Genomic DNA, 26050 nt, shown 5'->3' with positions numbered 1-26050 from the left:
TCCATAATGCGGGAGCCAGGTCAGAGTGCGGCCTGCCAGCGGGAGTGCAGGGCTTCGCGGCCGGTCTCGGTCGGGGCGCCCCAGAGGCGGAGCCGGGAGAGGCCGCCGTCGGGGTGGATGTCCAGGCGTACCTCGCTCACCGGCGGCGGCCCGGCGAGCACGAACCGGTGCCGGGTGTCGGGCTCCAACGGGGTGTCGAGCAGGTCCTGCCAGGGCCCGCCGTCGACCCGGCCGCGGAGCGTCGCGGTGCTGGGCGCGTTGTGCAGGAAGTACCCCGTGTCGAGCTCGGCGACGGCGATCCGGCCCTCGACGCCGAGTCCGATCTCCACCCAGTCGTTCCCGGCGCCGCGCCGGCGGGCCGTCTCCCAGCCCTCCCCCATCGAGCGGGCGGGGCCGGGCAGCAGCAGGTTCTGCGGCGAGCTGTAGAAGCGGTTCGAGCAGTCGCGCACGACACCGCCGTTCTCGGTCGCCGCAAGGTCCACGGTGCCGAGCGCCGCCCACAGCGCCGGGTCGGGCAGGGCCTCGCCGTGCACGCGCAGCCGGGCCACACCGCCGTCGGGCAGGATCCGCAGCCGCACGTGGGTGACCCGGCGGTCGCAGCGGACGTCGAACGCGTTCTCGCTGTCCCCCTTCAGCGCCGTGCGCGGGACCAGCGGGAACCAGTCCCCCGGCACCTCCCCGGCGCAGCCGTCGACCGCGGCCTCGGGCGGGTAGTTGCCCGTGAACCAGGTCGTGTCGACCACGATCCCGCGTACGAGGCCGGGCGCACCGAGGCGGACCACGGCCTCGTCGTGCCCGGGGCTGCGGCGGCGGCGGGTCTCCCAGCCGTCGTAGACCTTGCCCTTGTGCCCGAAGCTCGCCGGGTCGAACGCCGGCGGCGCGGGCATGATCAGGTTCTCCCGCGCGGCGAACGCCTCGTCGTTGGCGGACACGACGCTGCCGCCGAGGGTCCGCAGGGCGAGGTCGGGCAGTTCGCGGAAGTCGCCCCGGACGTCCATCACGCGCTTCCTCCGCTGATCAGCCGGCCGCGGGGCCGGTCGGGGTCCACCCGTTCGCCGCGCAGCCAGGTGCCGCGCACCGCACCGCGCAGGGTGCGGCCGGCGTAGGGGGTGGTCGGGTGCCGGTGGGCGAGTGCGCCCACCGTGACGGTCTCGTCGGGGGCCAGCACCGCCAGGTCGGCGTCGGCGCCGGGGGCGATGCGGCCCTTGGTCCGCAGCCCGGCCACGTCGGCCGGCGCGGTCGCCATCCGCGCGACGACGTCGGCGAGCGACCAGCCGCGCCGTCGGGCCTCGGTCCACACGACCGGGAGCCCGATCTGCAGGGAGGCGATGCCGCCCCACGCGGAGCCGAAGTCACCCGTGCCCTTCGAGCTCCGGGGTCGCGGGCGAGTGGTCGCTGACCACCATGTCGATCACGCCGTCGGCGAGGCCCTGCCAGAGCGCCGCGCGGTTGGCCTCCTCCCGGACCGGCGGGCAGCACTTGAACCGGGTGTCCCCGTCGGCCACCTCCTCGGCCGTCAGCGCGAGGTAGTGCGGGCAGGTCTCGACGGTGACCCGGACGCCGTCGGCGCGGGCCTCCGCGAGGAGCGGCAGCGCGCCGGCCGAGGACAGGTGCACCACGTGCACCCGCACCCCGGTCTCGCGGGCCATCCGGAGCACGGCCGCGATCGCCGAGTCCTCGGCGGCGCCGGGCCGGGAGGCCAGGAAGTCCGCGTACCGGCGGCCGGCGGCGCGCCCGACGAGGCCGCCGTCCTCGGCGTGGACGAGCAGCAGGCCGTCGAAGGTCGCCAGCTCGCGCATCGCCACCCGTGGGTCCGGCAGGGCCGGGAACTCCGGGACCCCGCTGTCGAGCAGGAAGCACTTGACGCCGAGCACCCCGGCCTCGTGCAGCGCGCGCAGCTCGCCCTCGTTGCCCGGGATCGCGCCGCCCCAGAAGGCGACGTCGACCGCGCACTGCCCGTCCGCGGCCTTGCGCTTCACCTCGAGCGCGGCCACGTCGACGGTGGGCGGCAACGCGTTCAGGGGCATGTCGACGATCGTCGTGACGGCGCCGGCCGCGGCGGCGCGGGTGGCGGAGGCGAAGCCCTCCCACTCGGTGCGGCCGGGCTCGTTGACGTGCACGTGGGTGTCGACCAGGCCGGGGATCAGCACCTCGTCGGCGGCCGGCCTGATCTCGGCCGCGTCCACCGGGGCGTCGAGGGGCAGCACCGCCTCGATCCGGCCGTCCTCGACGAGGACAGCGGCCGGTCGCTCGGCTCCGTCGACGATCGCCCGCGCCGCGCGGAACACCGTCCTCATGTGCGTCCTTCCTGGTAGGCCCGCCAGCCGCCGAGCGCGGAGATGTCCGTGCGCGGGGCCTCGTGCCCGGTCCGCAGGACCATGGCGAGCGACCCGGAGCCGTCGGCCAGCTCGACCACGCCGAGCTCCAGGCCGTCGGGCTCGCCCGGCAGCAGCACCTCGCGGAGCTGCGCGTACGTCATGTCGTAGACCTCGCCCTCGACCGCCACCCCCTCGCCGACCTCCTCCAGCGCGGGGTAGCGGCCGTCGACGGCGTGGAACCGGTAGCGGGGCGCGGTGGTGGTGCGGGCGACCAGGGGTGCGTCGCCGACGAGGTGGTGGTCGGCGCCGCCGGACATGGCGGTGCCGTTGAGGAACATGCGGGGCACGGTGTTCTCCCTGCTGAAGATCGAGTGCGGGTCAGGTGCCGGTGATGTGTTCCGGACGGACCGGGACGCGGCGCAGCGCCTTCCCGGTGGCCGCCCGGATCGCCGCGGCCACCGCGGGCCCGCTGGAGATCGTGGGCGGCTCCCCCACCCCACGGACGCCGTACGGCGCGTGCGGGTCGGCGTACTCCAGGACCTTCACCTGCATCGGCGGCATGTCGAGGATCGTCGGGATGAGGTAGTCGGTGAAGGACGGGTTGCGGACCCGGCCGTCGGTCACGACCACCTCCTCCATCAGCGCCAGCCCCATCCCCTGGGCGCTCCCGCCGTGGATCTGGCCGATCACGGCGTCGGGGTTGATCGCCTTGCCGACGTCCTGGGCGGTGTCCAGCGCGACGACCTTGACCAGCCCGAGCTCGACGTCGACGTCGACGACGGCGCGGTGGGCCGAGAAGGCGTACTGGACGTGCGCGTCGCCCTGACCGGTGACCGGGTCGATCTCGTAGGTGGGCCGGTGCCGCCACTCGACGGTCTCCTCGACCGCCTCGTCGAGCACGTCGGCGAGGCCGGCGAGCACCTCGCCCGTGGCCGCGACGATCTTCTCCCCGTCGAGCCGGAGGTCGGAGCGGCCCAGCACTGCAGCTGCCCTGACCAGCACGGACGCCCGCACGGCCTCGCACGCGGCCTTGACCGCGCCACCGGTGACGTACGTCTGGCGGGAGGCCGACGTCGAGCCGCCGGAGCCGACTCCTGTGTCCTTGGGGTGCACCACGACCCGTTCGACGCCGAGCTCGGTGCGGCAGATCTGCTGCTCCACGGTGATCAGGCCCTGCCCGACCTCGGCGGCCGCGGTGTGCACGGTGACCACCGGCTCGCCCGCGGTCAGCTCCAGCCGGACCCGGGCCGTGGAGTAGTCGTCGAAGCCCTCCGAGAAGCCGACGTTCTTGTAGGTCACGGCGTACCCGATCCCGCGGACGACGCCCTCGCCGTGCGTGGTGTTGGAGACGCCGCCGGGCAGATCCCGGATGTCGACGTCGCTCTCGGGGCGTTCGGGCGGCAGCGGCATGTCCCGCACCGTCTCGATGAGCTCGGCGACCGGCGCCGCGGAGTCGATCAGCTGCCCGGTGATGTTGTGGTCGCCCTCGCGCATCCCGTTGCGTGCCCGGATCTCCACCCGGTCGACGCCGACGGTGTCGGCCAGCTCGTCCATCAGGGCCTCGTGCGCGAACGCGGCCTGCACGCAGCCGAAACCGCGCATCGCGCCGCAGGGCGGGTTATTCGTGTAGACGCCGCGGGCGTCGACCCGCACGCTCGGGATCCGGTACGGGCCCAGGCCCAGCGTGCCGCCGTTGCCGACGACCGCACCCGTCGACGAGGCGTAGGCGCCGCCGTCGAACAGGATGTCGGCCTTGGCGTAGACCAGCGTGCCGTCGGGCTCGGCGCCGAACTCGTAGCGCAGCCAGGCCGGGTGCCGGTGCACGTGCCCGAAGAAGGACTCGTCGCGGGCGTAGCTCATCTTCACGGGCTTGCCGGTGTGCAGCGCGAGCAGGCAGGCGTGGACGTGCATGGACAGGTCCTCGCGGCCGCCGAACGCGCCGCCGACCCCGGCCAGGCTCAGCCGGACCTGCTCCGGCGGCAGCCCGAGAACCCGGCAGATCTGGCGCTGGTCGACGTGCAGCCACTGGGTGGCGACGTAGAGGTCGACGCCGCCCTCGCCGTCGGGCACCGCCAGGCCGGCCTCGGGCCCGAGGAAGGCCTGGTCCTGCATGCCGACCTCGAAGTCCAGCGCCACCACGACCGGCGCGGTGGGCTCCGGGTCGCCGCGCCGGATCTGCATGGCGCGCACCAGGTTGTCGTCCCGCGTCCGGTGAACCAGCGGCGCGTCGTCGTCGAGCGCCCGGCGCGGGTCGGTGACCGCGGGCAGCTCCTCGTAGTCGACACGGATCCGCTTCGCCGCGCGGCGGGCCGTCTCCGGGTGGTCGGCGGCGACAAGCGCGACGGGTTCCCCCTGGTAGCGGACCACGCCGTCGGCGAGGGCCGGGGTGTCGAGGTGCTCGAGACCCACGGCGTTCTCGCCGGGGACGTCGGCGGCGGTGAGCAGCGCGGAGACGCCGGGCAGCGCCAGCGCCTCGGTGAGGTCGATGCCGCGGATCCGGGCGTGCGGGTGCGGGCTGCGGAGCGTGACGCCCCAGACCATGTCGTCGTGCCAGAGGTCGGAGGCGTACGCGAACTCGCCGGTGACCTTCAGCGTGCCGTCGGGGCGGAGCGGGGAGTCGCCGATCACGCCGGCGCTCTTCGTCTCGGTGCTCGTCATGACGCCTTCTCCAGCAGGGTGCGGTGGACGCGGGCACACTCGCGCGCGATCGAATCCGTGTCGACGCTGACGACGCGGTCGTGCTCGACGACCGGGCGCCCGTTCACGAGCAGCAGGTCCAGCGGCGGTGGCGAGCCCAGGACCAGCGCCGCCACCGGGTCGGCGACGTCGGCGTGGCCGAGCCCGTCGAGCCGCCAGACGGCGAGGTCGGCCAGCTTGCCCACCTCGATCGAGCCCAGGTCGGTCTCGCGGCCGAGCACCCGGGCGCCGCCCATCGTGGCCAGCTCCAGCCCGTCGCGGACGGTCAGTGCGGTGGGCCCGCCGACGGCGCGGGCGAAGAGCACCGCGTGCCGCACCTCCTCCAGCAGGCTCCCGGCCTCGTTGCTCGCGGCGCCGTCGACGCCGAGGCCGACGCGGGCGCCGGCGTCGCGCAGGTCCCGGGTGCGGGCGATGCCGGCCCCGAGCCGTGCGTTCGACGACGGGCAGTGCGCCACCCCGGTCCGGGTCGCGCCGACCCGCTTCACGGCCGGGTCGTCGAGGTGGACGGAGTGGGCGAACCAGACGTCGGCGCCGGTCCAGCCGAGCCCCTCCACGTAGTCCAGCGGGGAGCAGCCGAACCGCTCCCGACAGAAGTCCTCCTCGTCGAGGGTCTCGGCGAGGTGGGTGTGCAGCCGTACGCCCCGGCGGCGGGCCAGCTCGGCCGACTCGCGCATGAGGTCGCCGGTCACCGAGAAGGGCGAGCACGGGGCCAGCGCGACCTGCAGCATCGCCTCCGGCGACGGGTCGTGCCAGCGGTCGATCGCGGCCTCCGACGCCAGCAGGACGGCCTCGCGGTCCTCGACGACGTGGTCGGGCGGCAGCCCGCCGTCCTTGCGACCCAGGTCCATCGACCCGCGGCAGGGGTGGAACCGCAGCCCGACCTCCTGCGCGGCGCGGATCTCCGCGGCGAACACGTCGCCGCCCTCACGGGGGAACACGTAGTGGTGGTCGGTGCTGGTGGTGCAGCCGGTCAGCGCCAGCCGAGCGAGCGCGCCGCTCGCCCCGGTGTGGACCGCGTGCTCGTCGATGCCCGCCCACACCGGATACAGCGTGGTGAGCCACTCGAAGAGCGTCGCGTCGACCGCGAGCCCGCGGGTGACCCACTGGTAGAGGTGGTTGTGCGTGTTGACGAAGCCGGGGGTGAGCAGGCACCCGCGGGCGTCGACGACCTCGTGACCGTCGCGGGCCGGGGCGGGCCCGGCGCCGACCGCGGTGATGCGGTTGCCCTCGACCACGACGTGCCCGTCGGGGTACTCCTCGCCGGTCACGGTGACGACGTGGGCGCCCTCGATGATCACGACGCACGCTCCGCGGCGGCCGCCCGGACGGCGTCCAGGATCTTCTCGTAGCCGGTGCAGCGGCAGAGGTTCCCGGCCAGCGCCTCCCGGATCTCCGGGTCGGACGGCGCGGGGTTGCGCTCCAGCAGGTCGTGCGTGCTCACCAGGAAGCCCGGGGTGCAGAAGCCGCACTGCACCGCACCGTTGGAGACGAACGCCTGCTGGACCGGGTCCAGCTCGGCCCCGCCCAGGCCCTCCACGGTGGTGACCTCGCGGCCCTGCGCCTGGCCGGCCGCGACCAGACAGGAGCACACGGGCAGCCCGTCGAGGTAGACGGTGCAGGAGCCGCACTCGCCCTGCTCGCAGGCGTTCTTGGAGCCGGGCAGGCCGAGCCGCTCGCGCAGCGCGTACAGCAGGCTCTCGCCCTCCCAGACGTCGTCGGCCTCGCGGCGGGTGCCGTTGACCGTCAGCTCGATCCTCACGCGGTGCTCCTGATGTCGGTGCGGTACTGGTCCCACGCCCAGGTGGCGGTGCGGCGCGCCATCACCGACAGGGCGTGCAGGCGGTACGCGGCGCTGCCGCGCACGTCGTCGATGGGGGCCGCGGCGTCGCGCACGCGGCGGCCGAACTCTCCTGCCAGGCCCTCGGGCAGCGGGCCGCGGGAGTCCCACAGCCCGGCGGCCTCGAGCTCGCCGGCCAGGAACTCCGCGGCCTCGGGGGCGGGCCGGGGCGTGGGGGCGGCGGACCCGATCCCGGTGCCGACGGCCCGCCGGTGCGGGTGCAGCGCGAACCCGAAGGCGGACACCGCGATCACCATGGCGTTGCGGGTGCCGATCTTGCTGAACTGCTGCGGGCCCGCGGGCGGGGTGACCAGCACGGCCGCGATCAGCTCGTCGGGCTCGAGCACGGAGCGCTTGACCCCGGTGAAGAAGTCTGCGACGGGTACGACCCGCGTCCCGCGCACCGACGCGATCTCCACGTCGGCGAACGCGGCCAGCAGCGCGGGGTGGCTGTCGCCGGCGGGCGAGGCTGCGCCGAGGTTGCCGCCGACCGTGCCGCGGTTGCGGATCTGCGGGGAGCCGACGGTACGGGCGGCCATCGCCAGGCCCGGCAGCGTCGCGCCCAGCTCGGTGATCACGCGGGCGTAGGTGACGCCCGCGCCCAGCCGGATCCGGCCCTCGGCCAGGGACCAGTCGCGCAGCTCGGGGACCCGGTTCAGGTCCAGCAGGGCGGCGGGGCGGCGGTGGTCGAAGTTGAGCTCGACCATGACGTCCGTGCCGCCCGCCACGGGCAGGGCGTCGGGGTGCGCGGCCTTGGTCTCGAGGGCCTCTGCCCAGGAGGTCGGCGCCAGGAAGTCCATGGGAACGAGTACAGCCCCGCGCGGTCCGCGCCAGTAGTCGCCGCCGCGACGAACCCGTGGCGGTCCCGGGTCCCGCGGTTGTACGTTCCTCCAATGCTGCTGCGGGACCTGGTCGGGCGCGCCGACCTCGGGCTCCGGATGCTCCACGGGGACGAGGCCGCGCTCGACCGCCCGGTGCGTTGGGTGTACACGACCGACCTGATCGACCCCGGCCGCTACCTCTCCGGGGGCGAGCTGGTGATCAGCGGCCTGGTGTGGCGGACGTCGGAGGCGGACACCGAGCGCTTCGTCGGCGCGCTCGCGAAGGCCGGGGTGGCGGCGCTGGCCGCCGGGGCCGCGGTCTTCCACGGCATCCCGGACGACGTCGTTCAGGCCTGCCGGCGGCACGGCGTCCCGCTGGTCGCGGTGCCGGAGGAGGTGTCCTTCGCCGCCGTCACCGAGTTCGTCGTCGGGTCGGTGACCGCGGCGCGCGGGGACCGGCTCGCGGTCACGGTCGGCCGGCAGCGGCAGTTGCTCGCCGCCGTCGCCGGCGGGATGGGGCTCGACGCGGTGACGGCCCAGGTCGGCGCCGCGATCGGGCTGACGTGCCGGGTCTTCACGGCCACCGGCCGGGCGCTGGCGGCCGGCCCGGAACCGTTGCCGGAGAGCGAGATCGACCGGGTGGTCGCGGCGTTCCTGACCGCCGAGCGGCTGCCCGCGGTGGTGCCGGGTCCGGGGCCGGTGCGGTCGGTGTTCCCGGTCGGCCCGGCGTCCGAGCTGCGCCCGACGTCGTGGTTCGTCGTGGTCGACGGGGCGCGGCCGGAGTGGGACCAGGAGACGACCGAGACCGTCGGGGAGCTGGTGGCGGTCGCGGCCCTGGACCGGGCCCGGCGCAGCGAGGGCCTGCGGGTCGCGCGGGACATCGCCGACGACGCGATCGCGCTGGTCGCGGAGGGGGCGGGCGAGCGCCCGGAGCTGCCGGTCCGGCTGCGGCAGGCGGGCCTGGACCCGGCGCACCCGCTCGCCGTCGCGGTCGCGGGGTTCACCGGGCCGGGCCGGGCGGAGACGGCGCGCTCCGTGCTGGTCGACGCGGCCGCGCACCTCGGGCCACCGGTCGTCGGGACCCACGAGGGGCTGGCGGTGGCGCTGGTCCCCGGCGACACGGCGGTGCTCGACGCGGCGCTGGGCCGGCTGAGGCCCGGGATCGGGGAGCCGGGCCGCTCGGGCGACCGGCTGACGGTGGGGGTGAGCAGGCCCGCCGCGCTCGCGGCGCTGACGGGGGCCCTGCACGAGGCCACGCACGCGCGGACGCTGGCCGAGCGGCGGCCGGGGTCGCTGCACGTCGTCACAGCGGCGGAGGTGACCTCGCACGTCGCGCTGCTCGCGATGGTGCCGGACGACGTGCGGCGGACCTTCGCCGAGCGCGTGCTGCGCCCGGTGCTCGCCTACGACGAGCGCAACGATGCCGGGCTGCTGGAGACGCTCGAGGCGTTCCTGGACTGCTCGGGGTCGTGGAGCCGGACGGCCGAGCGGCTGCACCTGCACGTCAACACCGTGCGGTACCGGATCGGCCGGGTGGAGGAGCTGACGGGCCGGGACCTGGGCGCCTCCGCCGACCGCGTCGACGTCTTCCTCGCCCTCCGCTCCCGCTGACCGACCGGCATTATGGAGCCATAGCTCACGTCTAGAGCCGCGAAAAGGTGAGTTATGGCTCCATAATGCGCGTCGCGGGGCGGCCGGCTAGGGCTGACCGGATTTGGTTGGTCATTTCTGCGGGGGTGCGAAGTAATTGTGCGGTGACAAAGACGACGCGCCAGCCGGCGGCCTGCACCTGGTTCAACCGGGTGCGGTCGTGGTTCAACGCCCACATCTCGTTGTTCCGCCACGCGCCGTCGTACTCGACGGCGAGCTTCCGCTCCGGGAACGCCAGGTCGACCAGGGCGATCCGCTCGCCGCCGACCTCGATCCAGTGTTGGGGGACCGGCTCCAGACCGGCGAGGACGAGGTGCACCCGCATCTGCGACTCGGGCACGGAGTCGGAGCAGCCGATCGCGAGGGCCTCCGCCTGCCGGGCGACCACGATGCCGTTGTCCGACCGGTTCCGGAGCATCGCGGTCAGGGCCTGCCGGTCCACCAACCGCCGCCTGAGCACCTGGTCGAGGTCGGCGACGGCGTCGGGTAGAGGGCGCCCGACCAGTAGGTCCAGGCACATCCGCAACGGTGAGGCGAGCAGTCCCGCCTTCCACGGCGCGAACTCGTCACGAGTCAGATCGCTGCGCCGAACCAGCAACCCGGTACGCCGGTCCACCCGCATGCCGAGCGGTACGGCGACGTGAACGGGGTCCTCCGGCCAGCAGATCGCGGCGCCCCGCACTGCCGCGGCGGACCGACCGGTGATCACCACTCCCCGGGAAGGGCCATCGCCGCGGCCCGGGCCCGCAACTCGTGGGTGACCGGGACCGTGCTCCAGGTGTAGACGTCCCGGAAGAGGCGCCGGAACCGATCGCTCCGTAGGGCGCGCCGGCTGACCATTCCCGCCGCGAGGGCCTCGGACCCGCGGAAGAGCACATGCTCCCGGAGCTGCGGGCTCGTACGGTCGACCATGGACGCATCCTGCGCCGCACTCCGCCGCCGAATCCGCGGAAAGGCCGATCTGTCCACAACCCGGCAGACCCACCCGGCAGCTGTCCACAATCAACCGCCCCTCTTGCGGCCGCCGCCGGAGTGCATTATGGCCCCATAACACACGCGCATCGACTCGAAAATGGCAGCTATGGGGCCATAATGCACATTCTGGGCGGTGGGGCGGCTGTCAGTCCCGGGTGACGGTGGCCTCGATCAGGCCGTAGGGGCGGTCGGCGGCGTGGAAGACCTCGCCCGAGTTCTCCAGGCCGAACGGGCTCAGGTCGACGACGAAGTGGTGCTTGTTCGGCGCCGACAGCGAGACCTCCGCGATCTCCGGATACGCCTGCAGGACCGCCTTCCCCATCTCCCACAGCGTCTGCTGCAGGGCGAGCGAGTGCACGGTCGCGAAGCGCTCCAGGAGGATCCGCCGGACGTCGGACCAGGTCTTGTCCCATTCCACCTCGGTGCCGGTGTAGCGCCAGGTCGCGACGAGCGAGGTCGACATGATCCGGTCGTGGGTCTCGGCGAGCGTGGTGTACCCGTCGACCAGGAACCCGGCGAACTCCGAGCCGGTCGATTTGAGCAGGACCAGGTCCTTCAGCCCGGACACCACGGTCGCACCCGTGGCGTCGACCTCCACGACCGTCGTGCGGATCTCCGACTCGCGGCGGACCCAGGTGTGGTCGTGGCCCCTCCCGTCCACCGGCACCCGCTCCCACGTGTGCTCGTCGACCGCGATCCGCGCACCCGTGACCGGCTCGACGTCGTCGACGAAGTGCCGGCCCAGGTCCAGGGCGTAGGTCTCGATCTCGCGCAGGCCCTTCTCCTTGGCGTACGCGTAGCAGGTGTTCTTCTGCGTGTCGGTCGGCAGCACCCGGGCCTGGTCGCCCTCGAGGTGGGCCGCGGAGAAGTCCCCGCGCAGCGCCGTCGAGACGGTGACGTCGCGGATCTCGTGGCGCGGGGTGTCGCGGTAGATCCGCACGACGCGGTTCTCCGCCTTCCCGTAGCTGTTGTCCCCCAGCACGATTCCCATTTCTCAGCTCCCGCGGTAGGTCGAGTAGGCGAAGGGTGACAGCAGCAGCGGCACGTGCTGGTGACGCCCGGGGTCGAACACGGTGAAGGTCACGGCCACCTCGGGGTAGAACCCCTGCCGGCCGGTGGCCGCGAACCAGTCGCCGGTGGCGAAGGTCAGCGTGTGGACGCCGGGGCCCGTCTCCCCGAGCCGGGCGCGGCCGTCGGCGTCGGTGATCGCCCGGGCGATCTCGGTGTCCCCGCTGGTCAGCACGACGGGGACGCCGACGGCCGGGCCGCCCGACGTGGCGTCGAGGACGTGGGTCGAGAGGCTCATGCCGCCTCCTCCCGCAACCGGTCCAGCAGCCTGCCCAGCCGCAGCCGGTTGATCGCGGCCAGCTCGGCGAGCGCGACGGCCCGCTCCTCGGCGGGGTCGTTGCCGAGCCGCGACCGGAGGGTGGCGAGCAGGTCCTCGGCGCTGCGGCCGCTCGCACAGACCAGGTAGACGTGCCCGAATCGTTCCTCGTAGGCGCGGTTGCCCTCGGCGAGGGCGGCGAGGACCCCGACCGGCGCGTCGGCCACGCCGCGCTGTTCCCGGCGGGCCGTCCCCTCGGCGGTCCGGTCGCCGATCCGCGGGTGGCCTTCCAGCGCCGCGTCGAGATCGGCGTCGGCGAGGGCGGCGGCCGCCGCGGCCTGCAGCGCCGCCGCGGTCCGGTAGGGCCGCCCCGCGACGACCTCCCGAGCCCACCGGGGCGCCGAGCAGCAGGCCAGCAGCTCCCGTTCCGCCTCCGCCGCGGGAAGGGCGTCGAAGATCGGGACCCCCGTCACCGCTGCCCCGCCCCGAACGCGCCCGCACGCGCGGTGCTGATCGGGTTGGCCTCGGCGACCAGGTCGGCGAAGCGCCGGTTGGCCACCTTCGCGATCTCGATCAGTGCGGCAGCGTGCTCCTGCGCCGGCGAGTTCCCCAGCCGCCGTCTGCCCTCGTGCAGGATCGCCTCGCGCGCCGGGGCGTCCCGGACGCACACGATCAGCGGGATCCCGAACCGCTCGCGGTAGGCCGCGGCGAGGTCGGCGAAGTCGGTGCGGTCGTCGTCGGAGAGCCTGGTCAGGCCCGCCGACGCCTGGTCGTGGCGGGAGTCCTCGCCCGCGTCGCCGTCGGCCACGAGGTCGCCGCCGAGGTCCGGGTAGGCCGCCATCAGCGCGCGCTGCTCCTCGCGGGGCGCGGCGAACAGGGCCTCCTGGAACGCGGCCCGCAGCGCCCCGGTGTCGGCGAAGGGCTTGCGGTCGTACGCCCCGGCGACCACGTCCGTCGGGCCCTGGAACAGGCGTCCGAAGGCGGCGACGAACTCCTCCCGGCTCATCCGGTTGACCTGGTCGAGCCGCACCGTCGGTGTACCGGGGGCGCCCGCGACGGCCGGTCCGAAGTCCCGGCCCACGTGGTGGAACACGATGTTGAGCACGATCGCGGTGATGCTGCCCAGGGTGATCCCGGAGCCGAAGATGATCTGCGCCCAGCCGGGCAGGGCCTTCGCGACGTCGGGCTGCGCGGTCACGAACATGGCGAGCCCGACGCTGGTCCCGACGATCACGACGTTGCGGTGGTCGTGGAAGTCGACCCGGGAGAGCGTCTGGAAGCCGACGACCGCCACGGTCGCGAACATGGCCAGCGCCGCACCTCCGAGCACCGGGTGCGGGATGCCTGCGACGACCGCGCCCGCCTTCGGCACCAGCCCGATGAGGATCATGAACACGCCGGCCGCGGCCACCACGTACCGACTCTTGACCCGGGTCAGCCGGACCAGGCCGACGTTCTCGGCGAAACAGGTGTACGGGAAGGAGTTCAGGACGCCGCCGATCGTGGTGGCCAGGCCGTCGGCGCGCAGGGCGCGGGCGACGTCCTCCTTGCCGACGCGCTTGTCCACGATCTCGCCGGTCGCGAACACGTCGCCGGTGGTCTCCACCGCGGTGATCAGCATGACCACGATCATCGAGACGATCGCGGCCGCGCCGAACTTGGGCCAGCCGAAGTAGAACGGCGTCGTCACCCCCAGCCAGGCCGACTCGCCGACGGCGGAGAAGGTCGCGTCGCCGAGCGTCCACGCCACCGCCGTCCCCAGGACCAGGCCGATCAGCACCGCCACGGTGGCCGTGAACCCGCGGAAGACCCGCTGGATCACCACGATGACGGCCAAGGTGCCGAGCGCGTAGGCCAGGTTCCGCCCGCTCGTCGGGTCGGTGGCGGTGCCGCCGCCAACCGCGTCGAGCGCGGCGACGGGTAGCAGGGCCAGGCCGATGATCGTGATCACCGTGCCGGTGACGACCGGCGGGAAGAACCGGATCAACCTGCTGAACCACGGGGCGATCAGGAACGTGACCAGCCCGGCGACGATCACGGCGCCGTAGATGACCAGTAGGCCGTCCGTCCCGCCGCCGGCGGCGAGACCGATCGCGATCATCGGGGACACCGCGGTGAACGTGACGCCCTGCAGCAGCGGCAGCCGCACCCCGACCTTCCAGAACCCGACGGACTGGATGATCGAGGCGATGCCGCAGGTGAACAGGTCGGCGTTGATCAGGTGGATGAGCTCGCGCTCGGACAGCCCGATCGCACCGGCCAGCAGGATCGGCACGATGACCGCACCCGCGTAGAAGGCCAGCACGTGCTGGACGCCGTAGACGGCGAGCTTGCCGGCGGGGAGGACCTCGTCGACGGGGTGGGGCCGGCGGCCCTCCTGGCCGCGTCGGGACCAGGACGTGCGTGTTCGGGTTCGGGCGGTAGCGCGCACGGGCACCTCTTGAGGGGTGGGGTGGGATCGCCGCCCAGGGTGACCCGCACCACGGTCGCCGGGCCAGGCACCGCGCGCACGAAGCGAACGGACGGGCCCCGCGCGCTTTTGTGGGATCCGACAGAGCCCGGTGATCGACAGGGAACGCGCCGATGCCCGCGTCACGGCGAGGCCGGCGGTTGGTCGCGACCGGCCGGCTCGTGCTATCGGACTACTTTCCGTGTGCGAAGGATCGAAGGTTTGGGGGTGGCGGGTGTCGGTGTCGTCCGTCCGTAGTCCGGAGACGGTGCGGGGCCTGCAGGAGAGAGTGGCCAGGGCCCTCCCTGCAGAGCACGTCCAGCACATCGGCGGCTGGTGGCTGCGCCACTCCGCGAGCTCGTCCTGGTGGATGGGAACGGTGCTGCCGCACGGGGACGCCGGTCGGGACGACCTGCCGCGCATGATCTCGGCAGCCGAGAGCTTCTACGCGGGTTTCGGGGTGACGACGAGGTTCCAGGTCAGCCCGGGCGCATGCCCCGCCGACCTCGACGCAACCCTCGCACGGCGCGGCTACCGCCGGGACAGCCCTATGTCGTTGCGGACCGCCTCGACCGCGGACGTCCGGGCGCAGGCACGGCCGGACGGGCTGAGGATCCGGCTGGACGAGAGCCCGACGACCGCGTGGTTCGACGTCTGGTACGCGGTCCACGGCAGTGGCATCGACCCGGAGCGCGAGTGGAAGATGCTCGGCCGGGTGTCTCGGCCGAGCGCGTACGCCAGTGCCCTGGAAGGGGACGAGGTCGTTGCGGTGGGCCGCGCAGTGGTCGACGCCGGCTGGGCAGGGGTCTTCGGGATGGCGACCCTCCCCCAGGTGCGGGGAGGGGCGCGGCCCGCAGCATCCTGGCATCGCTGGCCGGCTGGGCGACCGCCCGAGGAGCGGACGGTATCTACCTTCAGGTCGAGAGCGACAACGACCCGGCACTCCGCCTGTACGACAACACGGGCTTCACCGAGGTGTGCGGCTACCACTACCGCACGCAATCGCCTTCACCGATCGGATGGCCGCCCCGACAGCAGGGCTGTGACCGAGGGACCGCCCGGGCCGGCTACGGGGAGGCCTCGGCCGGCTCCGCGTCGACCTCTCGCAGGGACTCCCCCGCGGCCTCGATCGCGTCGACGATGCCCTGATAGCCGGTGCACCGGCAGATGTTGCCGGACATCTCCTCGCGGATCTTCTCCCGGCCCGGCTCGGGGTCGTTGTCGAGCAGGTGCAGCGCGCTCATCAGCATGCCCGGGGTGCAGAAGCCGCACTGCAGGCCGTGGTGGGTGACGAAGGCCTCCTGCAGCGGGTGCAGCTCGCTGTCCTGTCCCTCCAGCCCTTCGACGGTGGTGAGCGACGACCCGTCGGCCTGCACGGCGAACATCAGGCAGGCCCGGGCGGGCTCGCCGTCGACGAGCACCGTGCAGGCGCCGCACACCCCGTGCTCACAGCCGAGATGGGTGCCGGTGAGCCCGCAGTCCTCGCGGAGCGCGTCGGCGAGGGTGCGCCGGGGCTCGACGTCGAGCCGCATGCGGTCGCCGTTGACGGTGAAGGTGACGTCCATGTCGGTCCTCTCCTACTGGATTCCCGCTTGCGCGAGGGCGCGGCGGATCATCTCCGCGGCGATCGCCCTGCGGAACGGCGCCGACCCGTGAAGGTCTGCGGTGGGGTCGATCTCGGCGGAGGCGGCGGCCGCGGCCTCGCGGGCCGTGCCGCCGTCGGCGAGTACCCGCTCCCCGGCCTCCGCCCGGACGGGGACGGCCCCGACGCCGCCGACGGTGATCCGCACGGCGTCGTCGATCTCCGTGACCACGGCCGTGACCAGCGCGAAGTCGCCGTGTCTGCGGGCGAACTCGGCGAAGCCCCAGCGGGTGGGCTGCGGGAAGCGGATACCGGTGATCATCTCGTCGTCGTCGAGGGAGGTGACCAGCGCGCTCACGAACAGCTCGTCAGCTGTGACGGTGCGGACCCCGCCGGACCCGGCGATGCTCACCGTCGCGCCGGTCGCGACCGCGACGACGGGCAGCTCGGCCGCCGGGTCGGCGTGCGCGATGCTGCCACCCGCCGTGCCGCGGGTGCGGATCGCGGTGTGTCCGATCCACTTGGCGGTCTCGGCGAGCAGCGGGTGGTGGGTCTGCGCGGCCAGCCTGCTGTGGCGGGTGAGCGCTCCGACCTCGACGGCGCCGTCCACCGGGCGGACCGAACCCAGCCCGGGGATCCGGTTCACGTCGACGAGCACCGACGGCCGGGCCATCCGCAGCGCCAACACGGGCACCAGGCTCTGCCCGCCGGCGAGGATCTTGCCGTCGCCGTCGGCCTCGGCCAGGGTCTTCACGACCTCCTCCACGCTGCTCGCGCGGACGTAGTCGAACGGGGCGCACTTCATCGGGTCATCTCCCCTCGAACACGGGTGGGCGCTTCTCGGTGCGGGCGCGGCGGCCCTCGGCGAAGTCGTCGCTGGCCCAGCAGGCCTCGAACGCCGTGTCGAGCGCCTTCTCGTCGAGCTCGGGCTCGAACACCTCGTTGAGCACCTGCTTGGAGTAGGCGACGGTAAGCGGCGCGAGCGCCGACATCCCGCCCGCCCACTCGATCGCGTCGTCGAGCGAACCGGTGCGCTCGACGAGCCCGCAGCTCCGCGCCGCGTCGGCGTCGAGCTGGTCGCAGGCGAGCAGGACCGCACGGGCGACGCCGTTGCCGGCGAGCAACGCCAGCCGTCGGATCGTCCACGGGTCCACCGCCAGGCCGATCTTCGCGGTGGGCACGCCGAAGACGGCTCCGGGTGCGGCGACCCGCAGATCCGCGGCGATCGCGAGCTGGGTGCCCGCGCCGATCGCCGGCCCGTTGACGGCCGCGACCACCGGGACCGGCGCGTCGGTGACGGCGTGCAGCATCGCGTAGAGGGCGTCGCGGAAGTCCGCGGTGTAGACCTCGCCGAGGTCGGCGCCGGAGCAGAAGCTGGTGCCGGCGCCGGTGAGCACGATCGCCCGGGTCCCGCCGTCGACCGCGCCGGTGACGGCCTCACGGAGCCGGTGGCACAGCGCCACGTTCAGCGCGTTGCGCTTCTCCGGCCGGTCGAGGGTGATCACCGTGACGCGGCCGTGCGCACTGGTCTCGATCACTGCAGCTCCTTCCAGACGCTCGCCGGGGTGATCGGCAGGGTGTCGATCCGGATGCCGAGCGCGTCGGACAGCGCGCCGGCCAGCACGGCGTTGGGGCCGAGCGTGCCGCCCTCCCCCACCCCGCGGACCCCGAGCGGGTTGTTCGCGGGCTGCGAGACATGCCCGATGACCATGTCGGGCACCTCGGCGCTGGTGGGCATCAGGTAGTCGAGCAGGGTCCCCGTGGAGAGGTTCCCTGCCTCGTCGTAGACGAGGTGCTCGTACATCGCGCCGCCGAGACCCTGCGCGATCGACCCGGCGATCTGCCCGTCGACGATCTGCGGGTGCATCGCCCGTCCGGCGTCCTCGACGCAGACGTACTTCAGGATCCGCAGCTCGCCGGTGACCCGGTCGACCTCGATCGCGGCGACCTGTGCCCCGGCGGCGAACGCACCGCGGATCGGGTCGTAGAACTTCGTGGCCTCCAGGCCCGGCTCGATGCCCTCCGGCAGCCGGTTGGACTGCAGGTAGGCGACCCGGGCCACCTCGGCCACGGAGATGCGGGGCTTGAGCTCGCCGACGACGGAGATCTGGCCGGCCTCGATGCGCAGGTCGGCGACGTTCGCCTCGAGCAGCCCCGCCGCGAGCAGCAGCACCTTCTCCTTCACCGCCTCCGCGGTGCGGTGCGCGGCACCGCCGCCGATCACGGCCTGGCGCGAGGAGAACGCCCCGAAACCCCAGAGCGACTCGTCGGTGTCGCCGATGCGGACGTCGACGTCGTCGTAGGCGACACCGATCCCGTCCGCGACGATCTGCGCGATCGTCGTCTCCAGGCCCTGGCCCTGGGACGTGACGCCGGAGAACACGGTGACCCGCCCGTCCGGGTTCATCCGCACGGTGCACGCGTCGTGGCCGGTGCGGAACGGCATCCGCGGCCCGGCGCTCGCCGCGCGGCCGAGCCCGGTGAGCTCGTTGTAGCAGGCGAACCCGATGCCGATGGGCGGTTCGTCGGTGCCCAGGCGGCGCTCCTGCTCGGCGCGGAACTCGTCGTAGCCGAGTGCGTCGAGGGCCTTGGTCAGGCACTCGTCGTAGTGGCCGGAGTCGTCGACCAGCCGCGACGGCATCTTGTAGGGGATGTCCTCGGGGCGGATCAGGTTCTTCCGGCGGATGGCCACGCCCGAGATGCCCAGCCGCGCGGCGGCGTCGTCGAGGACCGTCTCCATCGCGAAGACGCTGGCCGGGCGGGCGACCCCGCGGTACGGGCCGGACGGCGCCGTGTTGGTGGCGACGCCCCGGACCGTGCAGCGGTAGTTGTCGAGCCGGTAGGGCCCGGACAGCAGCCCGCCCGCCATCAGCGGCTCGATGCCCGCCGTCCAGGGGTAGACCGAGTAGGCCCCGACGTTGCAGCTCACGTCCGCCTCGACGGCGAGCAGCGTGCCGTCCTCGGCGAACCCGGCCTTCATCAGGTACCGGTGGTCGCGCGCGTGGGTGGCCGCCAGCAGGTGCTCCGCCCGGTCCTCCACCCACTTGAGTGGGACGCCCGGCATCGCCCGCGCCATCAGGCACAGCGCGACGTCCTCCGGGTAGAGCACGGCCTTGACACCGAACCCGCCGCCCACGTCCGGGGCGATCACGCGGACGTTGCCCTCGGGCAGGTCCATCAGCTCGGCGATCATGTTCCGGACGATGTGGGGTACCTGCGTGCCGTTCCAGAACGTCAGCTTCCGGTCCGAGGCGTCCCACAGGGCGACCCCGGCGCGGCACTCCATCGGGTTGCCCGCGTGCCGGTTGGTGATCAGCTCCCGCTCGACGACGAGCGCGGCGGTCGCGAACGCGTCCTCCACCGAGCCGGCGTCGAACGTGCGCTCCAGCAGCACGTTGTCCGGCGCCTCCGCGTGGACGGGCTCGCGCGGGGCCTCCCACGCGCAGACCGTCGGCGGCAGCGGCTCGTAGTCGACCTCGACGAGCTCCAGGCCGTCCTCCGCGCGGTAGCGGTCCGCAGCGACGACGGCCGCGACCGTCTCCCCCGCGAAGCGGACCTTCCCGTGCGCCAGCACCGGCTGGTCGGTCTCGACGTAGGACGGCAGCGCGGACTGCGCGCGCAGCACCACGTCGGCGAAGTCCGCGCCGGTGAAGACCCGGTACCCGGCCTCGCGGGCCGCGGCGACGTTCACGCCGGTGATCCGCGCGTGCCCGTAGGGGCTGCGCAGGAACGCGACGTGCCGCATCCGCGGCAGCTCCAGGTCGGTCACGTAGCGCCCGTGCCCGGTGACGAGGCGGCGGTCCTCCTTGCGCCGCACGCTGCGGCCGAGGCTGCCGGTGCCGTTCGCGTCGCCGCTCATGGCATCGCGTACCCGCCGTTGACCGAGACCACCTGACCGGTGGTCCAGGCCGACAGCGGGGAGGCCAGCAGCAGCACCATCGGGGTGATGTCGTCCGGGTGCCCGACCCGGCGCAGCGGGTACTGGGCGAGGATCTTCTTCATCTGCTCCGCCTCGGGCGTCCCGGCGTGCGCGTCGAAGTTGTCCGTGCGCACCAGGGCGAGGGACACGGCGTTGGCGCGGATGCCGAACCGGGCGAGCTCCTTGGCCAGCGAGCGGGTCAGGCCCACCGTCGTCGAGCGCGCGGTGGCGGTGACCAGCAGGCCGGACTCGCCGACCCGGCCCGAGTCGCCCATCAGGTTGACGATCGAGCCGGACTTGCGCTCGGCCATCAGCTTCGCGACGGCGTGGGTGATCTGCAGGGTGCCGGTGACGGTGACGTCGACCTGCGGCGCCCAGTCCTCGGGCGTGGACTCCAGGAAGCGCTGCTTCTTGGTGACCGCGGAGTTGTTGACCAGGACGTCGATCGGCCCGAGCTCGGTCTCGGTGCGCTCCACGATGGACGCGACGGCGGCCGCGTCCCGCAGGTCGCCACCCACCGCGATCGCCTTGACGCCCAGCTCGGAGGCCTCGGCGGCCGCCTTCTGGGCCCCCTCGGCGGAGGAGTTGTAGTGGAACGCGACGTTCGCGCCCTCACGGGCGAAGCCCAGCCCCAGCGCCTGGCCGAGGCCTTGGCCCGACCCGGTCACCAGAACGTTCTTGCCCGACAGCTGAAGATCCATTGTTCGTGCCTCTCAGACGGCTCGGAAGGTGCGGTTGCCGGACGCGGTGACGACGCGGCCGAAACGCAGGCCGGGGAAGTGGGCGCCGACCACGAGGTCGGCCGAGTCCGCGACCTCGTCGGCCAGCGCGTTGCGCACGGCACTCGCCGCGACCGGGTCGACGTCGAACACCGCCTCCCAGTCCCGCTCGGCCAGCTCGACCACGGAGTGCACGACGTCGCCGAGCAGCAGCGCGCGCTCGTCGCCGTCGGAGACCACGTAGACCGTGGACCCCGGGGTGTGCCCGGGGGCGGGACGGGCGGTCAGGCCCGGCGCGAGGGTGACCTCGGCGTCGAAGGTCTCCAGCTGCGGGACCAGCGGGCTGAGCTTGCGCACGGCGCCCGGCTCGGCGTCGGCGGACTCGACGAAGTGCGCCCAGTCCGCGGCGTGCACCCGATAGGTCGCGTTCGGGAACACGACCTGGCCCTTCTTCGTGGCCCAGCCGACGTGGTCGAAGTGCAGGTGCGTGAAGACGACGTCGGTGACGTCCTCCGGCCCGATCCCGTACTCGCGCAACGAGTCCAGGAAACCGCCGCCCGCGTACTTCCCGTTGTCGATCGTCCCGACCCCGGCGTCGACGAGCACGGTGCGGTCCCCGGTGCGGACCAGGAACCCGCCGAGCGGCATGCTCAGGACGCCGTCGGCGTCGAGGTGCTCGGCGTGGCAGGACCACGCGTCGGGCACCCCGGGCCGGGTGAGGACCTCGGTGGCCACCTCGCGGCCCGTGCCGTCGAGGACGGGCAGGATCTCGATGTCGCCGATCTTCATCGGGCGCCTCCGGCCGGTCGCAGGATCGTGCGGATGCCTCGGCCGGCGGCGAGCTCGTCGAGCGCGGCGTCGACGTCGGTCAGCGAACCCGAGCCGGTGACGAGCTGCCGGAGATCGAGGTCGCCGGAGCGGACCCAGTCGAAGAAGCGCGGCATGTCCGCGGCGGCGTCGAGCGAGCCGGCGACACAGCCGCGCAGGGTGCGGGCGAAGTGGAACAGCTCCAGGGCGCTGAAGGACACCGTGTCGTCCTTGCCGCCGATGCCGACCACGGTGGCCGATCCGCCGCGCCGGGTCATCCCCCACATGTCGCGGATCGTGCGCGCCGAGCCGACGCAGTCGAACGCGAAGTCCGCGCCGCGCTTCCCGGTGAGACCGCGGACGGCCTTCCTGGTGTCGTCGTCGGCGGGGAGGAAGTGGGTGGCGCCGGCGGCGGTCGCCATGGCGGCCTTGTCCGTGTTGCGGTCCACCGCGATGATCGTCGACGCGCCGGCGAGCCGGGCGCCCTGGATCACCGACAGGCCGACCCCGCCGAGGCCGATGACCAGCACCGACGAGTCCGCGGTGACGTGCGCGGTGCTGGTCACCGCACCGACCCCGGTGGTGACCGCGCAGCCGAGCAGGGCGGCGTCGGCGGTCTCGATGTCGTCGGGCACCGGCACGACGGCCCCGCGCGGCACGACGGTCTGCTCGGCGAACGAGCCGACCGTCAGGCCCGGGTAGACGGGCTCGCCGGCGCCGGTGACCGCGTAGGGCTCACCGGCCCGCGACGAGCCGGTGGCGCACAGGTGCGGCTCGTCGTGGGTGCAGTGGAAGCACTCCCCACACGCGGTGATCCACAACAGGATCACCCGCTGCCCGGGCGCCACGTCCGAGACCTGCTCGCCCACCTCGACAACCGTGCCGCAGGCCTCGTGGCCGAGCACGGCGGGCAGCGGCTGGGCGAGCACACCGCGGGCGAGCGACAGGTCCGAGTGGCAGACGCCGGTCTGCTCGATCCGGACCCGGACGTCGCCGGGGCCGACCGCCCTGAGCCGGATGGTCTCGACGGCCATCGGCTCGCCGACCGCGCGAAGCACGGCCGCCCGCACCTCGTGCGGATACGCCTGCGTGTCCACGGTGGACACCTCGGTACCGGCCGTCATCGCTGCACCGCCTTGATCTCGCAGACGTCGGCGATGCCGTACGCGCCGATCTCGCGTCCCGTCCCGGACTGCTTGAAACCGCCGAACGGGGCGCCCGGGTTGAACGCACCGCCGTTGACGTCGACCTGACCGGTCTGCAACCGGGCCGCCACGGCGAGCGCCGCGTCGTCGTCGGCACCCCAGACCGCACCGCCCAGGCCGTAGATGCTGTTGTTCGCGATCGCGACGGCCTCGTCGTCGGAGCCGGCCGCGAGGATGGCGAGCACCGGCCCGAACACCTCCTCCTGAGCGAGCCGGGAGTCCGGGTCGACGCGGGAGATCACCGTCGGGGAGACGTAGTAGCCGCGCTCGGGCAGCTCGGCCCCGCCGTACACCGTGACCGCGTCGGATCCGCCGGACGCAGGGTCGAGGTAGGACTCGACCTCCTTGCGCTGCTCCGCGGAGACCAGCGGGCCCAGCCGGGCGCCGGGCGCGTACTTCGCCGCGGCCGCGGCGGCCAGCTCCTCCGCCTGCGCGATCCGGCTCTCCGGGACGATGAGCCGCGACAGCGCCGTGCAGGTCTGGCCACCGTTGAGGAAGCAGTTCGCCACGGTGATCTTGACGGCCTTGGCGAACAGCTCGTCGTCGGCGTCCGCGAGCACGACGCTGGCGGACTTGCCGCCCAGCTCCAGGGTGACGCGCTTGAGCGTCTCGGCCGCGACGCCGGCGATCTGCCGGCCGACCGGGGTGGAGCCGGTGAAGGACACCTGGTCGACGCCCGGGTGGCGGGTGAGCAGGTCTCCCACGACCCGGCCGCTGCCCGGCACGAGGTTGAACACGCCCGCCGGCAGCCCCGCCGAGTCGAACGCCCGGGCCAGCTCGAACGCGGCCAGCGGGGTGAGCCCGGCGGGCTTGAGCACGACGGTGGCGCCCGCGGCCAGCGCCGGGATCACCTTCACGACCACCTGGTGCAGCGGCAGGTTCCACGGCGTGATCGCGGCGACCACGCCGACCGGCTCGTGGCGGATCAGCGAGTTGCCGATCTCGCTGGTGAACGCGAAGCGCTCCAGCGCGTCGATCGTGGCGTCGATGACGGCGACCGGGGTGTCGACGTGCAGGGCGCGGGCCACCTTGGGCGGTGCGCCCAGCTCGCGCTGGATCAGGCCGGCGAAGACCTCGGCGCGCTCGGCGATCACGTCGCGCACGCGGCGGAGCACGGCAGCGCGCTCGGCGACGGACGTGGCGGCCCAGCCCGGGAACGCGGCGCGGGCGGCGGCGACGGCGGTCTCGACGTCGTCGGTGGAGGCCTGGGTGATCACCCCGGTGACCTCTTCGGTCGCCGGGTCCACGACCTCCAGGTCGGCACCGCCGCCGGGTACCCAGCGGCCGTCGATGTAGAGCGCGGTCTCCCGCTGGACATCGGTCATCGGTTTCCCTCCGTGATCGTGGTGCCGGGCGTGTCGTGGCCGGGCAGCATCAGGTTCAGCACGATCTGCGCCGGGACCGGGGCTCGTCCCCCGGAGCCGCGGCGGCGGCCCAGCAGCCAGCCGAACAGCAGACCCAGCACCGCCGCGGCCGCCGGGACGGCCTGCTTCAGGGCGGCTGTGCCGCCCGCGGACATGAGGTCGAGCGGCTCGACGTCGTCGATGCTTCGACGGGCGGGCGCGGCCGACACGGTCGGGGCCTGGCTCTTCGCGGCCGATCCCGGGGTGGGCGCGGGCGAGCCGGACCCCGCCATCTCCTCCTCCAGGCGGGTCGCGAACTGGCCGATCAGCTTGCCGCTGACGTCCGAGATCACGCCTCGGCCGAACTGGGCGACCCGGCCGGCCAGCTCGAGATCGGTGGCGATGGAGACCTGCGTGCCGGCGCCCTGGGCGGTCAGCGACAGGTCGATCGTCGCCGCCGCGTTGCCCTGGCCCCGGACGTCGCGGCCCTCGGCCCTCAGCACCGCGCGGTGGGCCGCGTCGTCGCGCTCGATGAAGCGGGCGACCCCCTCGTACTGGGCGGTCACCGGGCCGACCTTGATCTTCACTGCGCCGCGGTAGTCCTCGCCCTCGACGCCGAGCAGGGCCGCCCCGGGCAGACAGGGCGCGACCCGTTCGAGATCGGTGATGACCTCCCAGGCCCGGTCCACCGGCTGGGAGACGCTGAACGTGTTGATCAGCTCCATTGCCCGCTCCTCTACTAACTAGCGTTCTTTAGTCACCGTAGGCCATGCGTCGGCACCCCGCCAGTGCGGGGCCCGACGGGGGTCAGCGGGCGTTCGTCACAGTGCCCGACACCGTCTGCTGGAGCTGGAAGCGGAGGATCTTCCCGGAGCCCGTGCGCGGGATCTGCTCGACCTCGATCAGCCGCTCCGGCATCTTGAACGACGACAGCCGCTCCCGGGCCGTGGCCAGCACGGCCTCGTGGTCCAGGCCGTCCGGCGTGCGCGGCACGACGAACGCGATCGCGACCTCGCCGAGGTGCTCGTGCGGAGCACCGACCACCGCGGCATCCTTGACCTGCTCGGACGCCAGCAGCGCGTCCTCCACCTCGGCCGGGTAGATGTTCTCCCCACCGCGGATGATCAGTTCCTTGGTGCGGCCACTGATCCGCAGGTAGCCGTCCTCGTCGCGGCGCGCCAGGTCACCGGTGCGGTACCAGCCGTCGACGAGCACGGCGGCACTCGCCTCGGGCAGGTCGTGGTAGCCGGGAGTCACGTTCGGACCCTGCACCCAGAGCTCGCCCTCCTCGCCCGGCAGGACGTCCCGCCCGCTGACCGGGTCGACCAGGCGCACCGAGAGGCCCGGCAGGGGCAGCCCGCACGAGCCCATCACCCGGGATCCCGTGGGCCAATTCATCGTGACCATCGTGGAGGTCTCGGTGATGCCGTACCCGTCGAGCAACGGCACCCCGAACGCCTTCTCGAAGCCCTCGTTCACCGCTGCGGGCATGATCGCGCCCGCCGAGATGCACATCCGCAGGGCGGGAGCCTCGAGCCCGTCGGACCCCAGGCGGTCGAGCAGGTAGTGGAACATCGTCGGCACCCCGGGGAAGACGGTCACGTCCCCCTCCGGACCACCGTGCCGCAACCGCTCCCGCACCTCCTGCACGGAGAACCGGGGCAGGATCCGCTCGCTCGCACCCACCGCGGCGACGCCGAGCACGCACAGGACGAGCGCGTAGGAGTGGAACAGCGGCAGGGCGCTGAGCAGCACGTCGTCCGGACCGAGGCCGACGATCGGCGCCCAGCACGCGGCGACCACCCAGAAGCAGCCGCGCTGGGTCAGGTACACGCCCTTGGGCCGCCCGGTCGTGCCCGAGGTGTAGAGCATCCAGGCCGTGTCGTCGAGGTCGAGGCAGTCCCTCGGCGGCGAGGCCGGGATCGCCATCAGGTCCGCGTAGCCGACCTCCCGGACCGCGTGGCCGTCCTCTGCCCCCGTGCCCACGACGACGACGGCGAGCAGGTCCGGGCGGTCCGCGGCGAGCGCACGGACCAGGTCCAGGTGGGCGGCGTCGGTGACGACGACCCGCGAGCCGCTGTCGTCGAGGATGTGCGTGACCTCGGCCGTCGCGGCCTGCGGGTTCGCGCAGACCGCGATCGCCCCGGCCCGCGGGATCCCCAGATAGGACTCGGCCACCTCGACCCGGTTGTCCAGGTAGAGCAGCACCCGGTCCCCGCGCCCGACGCCGAGGTCCTGCAGGTGCCCGGCCAGCCGGGCCGTCGTGCCGGCGAGCTCGCCGTAGGTGACCGCGCGGACGTCGTCGACGAACGCGACGGCGTCCGCTCGCACCCGGGCGTGCCCGTCCAGGATCTCGGGAACCGTCCTGATGAGTTCCGTGTGCAGCACCGTTGTTCCTCTCGTG

General features: G+C 73.6%; 24 protein-coding genes and 1 pseudogene. 2 read left to right on the top strand and 23 right to left on the bottom strand.

What is annotated here, in order from left to right:
- Window positions 1–20: 20 nt before the first annotated feature.
- The 7 genes and pseudogenes from alc to WBK50_RS09860 all read right to left on the bottom strand — a co-directional run bounded on the left by alc (window position 21) and on the right by WBK50_RS09860 (window position 7652).
- Window positions 21–998, bottom strand: coding sequence for an allantoicase (gene alc / locus WBK50_RS09890; RefSeq protein ID WP_341335304.1), 978 nt, complete (start codon window positions 996–998; stop codon window positions 21–23).
- Window positions 998–2297 (bottom strand): annotated as a pseudogene (allB, locus tag WBK50_RS09885) (allantoinase AllB). The gene alc and the pseudogene allB overlap by 1 nt, the downstream one beginning before the upstream one ends.
- Complete coding sequence (locus WBK50_RS09880; protein WP_341339347.1) at window positions 2294–2656, bottom strand: allophanate hydrolase-related protein; 363 nt, start codon at window positions 2654–2656, stop codon at window positions 2294–2296. Before WBK50_RS09880 ends, allB begins: the two are co-directional and overlap by 4 nt.
- A 40-nt stretch (window positions 2657–2696) precedes the next feature.
- Window positions 2697–4976: a xanthine dehydrogenase subunit D gene (pucD, locus tag WBK50_RS09875; RefSeq protein ID WP_341335303.1), complete on the bottom strand. Its 2280-nt coding sequence runs from the start codon at window positions 4974–4976 to the stop codon at window positions 2697–2699.
- A complete protein-coding gene (locus WBK50_RS09870) occupies window positions 4973–6313 on the bottom strand; it encodes an 8-oxoguanine deaminase (protein ID WP_341335302.1) in 1341 nt (446 codons plus the stop codon). The genes pucD and WBK50_RS09870 overlap by 4 nt, the downstream gene beginning before the upstream one ends.
- A complete protein-coding gene (locus WBK50_RS09865) occupies window positions 6310–6774 on the bottom strand; it encodes a (2Fe-2S)-binding protein (RefSeq protein WP_297645930.1) in 465 nt (154 codons plus the stop codon). The genes WBK50_RS09870 and WBK50_RS09865 overlap by 4 nt, the downstream gene beginning before the upstream one ends.
- A complete protein-coding gene (locus tag WBK50_RS09860; protein ID WP_341335301.1) occupies window positions 6771–7652 on the bottom strand; it encodes an FAD binding domain-containing protein in 882 nt (293 codons plus the stop codon). The genes WBK50_RS09865 and WBK50_RS09860 overlap by 4 nt, the downstream gene beginning before the upstream one ends.
- 93 nt (window positions 7653–7745) lie before the next feature.
- Between WBK50_RS09860 and WBK50_RS09855 the strand changes: the two genes are divergently transcribed.
- Window positions 7746–9284, top strand: a complete 1539-nt coding sequence (locus WBK50_RS09855; RefSeq protein ID WP_341335300.1) for a PucR family transcriptional regulator — start codon at window positions 7746–7748, stop codon at window positions 9282–9284.
- Window positions 9285–9336: 52 nt separating this feature from the next.
- Here WBK50_RS09855 and WBK50_RS09850 read toward each other — a convergent pair whose 3' ends face one another.
- The 6 genes from WBK50_RS09850 to uraD (WBK50_RS09825) form a co-directional block, all read right to left on the bottom strand.
- A complete protein-coding gene (locus WBK50_RS09850) occupies window positions 9337–10032 on the bottom strand; it encodes an endonuclease domain-containing protein (RefSeq protein WP_341335299.1) in 696 nt (231 codons plus the stop codon).
- Entirely contained in the window at window positions 10029–10235 is a 207-nt protein-coding gene (locus WBK50_RS09845; RefSeq protein ID WP_341335298.1) for a hypothetical protein, read from the bottom strand. The genes WBK50_RS09850 and WBK50_RS09845 overlap by 4 nt, the downstream gene beginning before the upstream one ends.
- Window positions 10236–10443: 208 nt before the next feature.
- Window positions 10444–11289, bottom strand: coding sequence for a factor-independent urate hydroxylase (gene pucL, locus WBK50_RS09840; RefSeq protein WP_341335297.1), 846 nt, complete (start codon window positions 11287–11289; stop codon window positions 10444–10446).
- A 3-nt stretch (window positions 11290–11292) separates the two neighbouring features.
- Entirely contained in the window at window positions 11293–11604 is a 312-nt protein-coding gene (gene uraH, locus WBK50_RS09835; RefSeq protein WP_341335296.1) for a hydroxyisourate hydrolase, read from the bottom strand.
- The gene (gene uraD, locus WBK50_RS09830; RefSeq protein WP_341335295.1) at window positions 11601–12095 is read right to left on the bottom strand and encodes a 2-oxo-4-hydroxy-4-carboxy-5-ureidoimidazoline decarboxylase; all 495 of its coding nucleotides are present in this window, start codon (window positions 12093–12095) and stop codon (window positions 11601–11603) included. The genes uraH and uraD (WBK50_RS09830) overlap by 4 nt, the downstream gene beginning before the upstream one ends.
- Window positions 12092–14059 carry a 2-oxo-4-hydroxy-4-carboxy-5-ureidoimidazoline decarboxylase gene (gene uraD / locus WBK50_RS09825; RefSeq protein WP_341335294.1) on the bottom strand — a complete coding sequence of 656 codons (1968 nt, stop codon included), beginning with the start codon at window positions 14057–14059 and terminating at the stop codon, window positions 12092–12094. The genes uraD (WBK50_RS09830) and uraD (WBK50_RS09825) overlap by 4 nt, the downstream gene beginning before the upstream one ends.
- A gap of 504 nt (window positions 14060–14563) precedes the next feature.
- On the opposite strand from uraD (WBK50_RS09825), the gene WBK50_RS09820 reads away from it, so the two are divergent.
- A complete protein-coding gene (locus tag WBK50_RS09820) occupies window positions 14564–15220 on the top strand; it encodes a GNAT family N-acetyltransferase (RefSeq protein WP_341335293.1) in 657 nt (218 codons plus the stop codon).
- Here the strand turns inward: WBK50_RS09820 and WBK50_RS09815 are convergent.
- The 10 genes from WBK50_RS09815 to WBK50_RS09770 form a co-directional block, all read right to left on the bottom strand.
- The gene (locus WBK50_RS09815; protein ID WP_341335292.1) at window positions 15139–15636 is read right to left on the bottom strand and encodes a (2Fe-2S)-binding protein; all 498 of its coding nucleotides are present in this window, start codon (window positions 15634–15636) and stop codon (window positions 15139–15141) included. The genes WBK50_RS09820 and WBK50_RS09815 overlap by 82 nt on opposite strands.
- A 12-nt stretch (window positions 15637–15648) precedes the next feature.
- Window positions 15649–16458 (bottom strand): FAD binding domain-containing protein, encoded by an 810-nt coding sequence (locus WBK50_RS09810; protein ID WP_341335291.1) that lies wholly within the window; start codon window positions 16456–16458, stop codon window positions 15649–15651.
- A 4-nt stretch (window positions 16459–16462) separates the two neighbouring features.
- Window positions 16463–17191 (bottom strand): enoyl-CoA hydratase, encoded by a 729-nt coding sequence (locus WBK50_RS09805; protein ID WP_341335290.1) that lies wholly within the window; start codon window positions 17189–17191, stop codon window positions 16463–16465.
- Window positions 17188–19512, bottom strand: a complete 2325-nt coding sequence (locus WBK50_RS09800; RefSeq protein ID WP_341335289.1) for a xanthine dehydrogenase family protein molybdopterin-binding subunit — start codon at window positions 19510–19512, stop codon at window positions 17188–17190. Before WBK50_RS09800 ends, WBK50_RS09805 begins: the two co-directional genes overlap by 4 nt.
- A complete protein-coding gene (locus tag WBK50_RS09795; protein WP_341335288.1) occupies window positions 19509–20273 on the bottom strand; it encodes an SDR family NAD(P)-dependent oxidoreductase in 765 nt (254 codons plus the stop codon). Before WBK50_RS09795 ends, WBK50_RS09800 begins: the two co-directional genes overlap by 4 nt.
- 12 nt (window positions 20274–20285) lie before the next feature.
- Window positions 20286–21080, bottom strand: coding sequence for an MBL fold metallo-hydrolase (locus WBK50_RS09790; protein ID WP_341335287.1), 795 nt, complete (start codon window positions 21078–21080; stop codon window positions 20286–20288).
- Window positions 21077–22222 carry a zinc-binding dehydrogenase gene (locus WBK50_RS09785; RefSeq protein ID WP_341335286.1) on the bottom strand — a complete coding sequence of 382 codons (1146 nt, stop codon included), beginning with the start codon at window positions 22220–22222 and terminating at the stop codon, window positions 21077–21079. The genes WBK50_RS09790 and WBK50_RS09785 overlap by 4 nt, the downstream gene beginning before the upstream one ends.
- Window positions 22219–23628, bottom strand: coding sequence for an aldehyde dehydrogenase family protein (locus WBK50_RS09780; protein ID WP_341335285.1), 1410 nt, complete (start codon window positions 23626–23628; stop codon window positions 22219–22221). The genes WBK50_RS09785 and WBK50_RS09780 overlap by 4 nt, the downstream gene beginning before the upstream one ends.
- A complete protein-coding gene (locus WBK50_RS09775) occupies window positions 23625–24371 on the bottom strand; it encodes an SRPBCC family protein (RefSeq protein WP_341335284.1) in 747 nt (248 codons plus the stop codon). Before WBK50_RS09775 ends, WBK50_RS09780 begins: the two co-directional genes overlap by 4 nt.
- Window positions 24372–24453: 82 nt before the next feature.
- Window positions 24454–26034, bottom strand: coding sequence for an AMP-binding protein (locus WBK50_RS09770; protein WP_341335283.1), 1581 nt, complete (start codon window positions 26032–26034; stop codon window positions 24454–24456).
- Between the last annotated feature and the right edge of the window lie 16 nt (window positions 26035–26050).

This window comes from Pseudonocardia sp. T1-2H, assembly GCF_038039215.1.
Taxonomy (GTDB): domain Bacteria; phylum Actinomycetota; class Actinomycetes; order Mycobacteriales; family Pseudonocardiaceae; genus Pseudonocardia.
The sequence above is the reverse complement of the archived record's forward strand: the minus strand, read 5'-3'. Positions and strand labels throughout refer to the sequence as shown.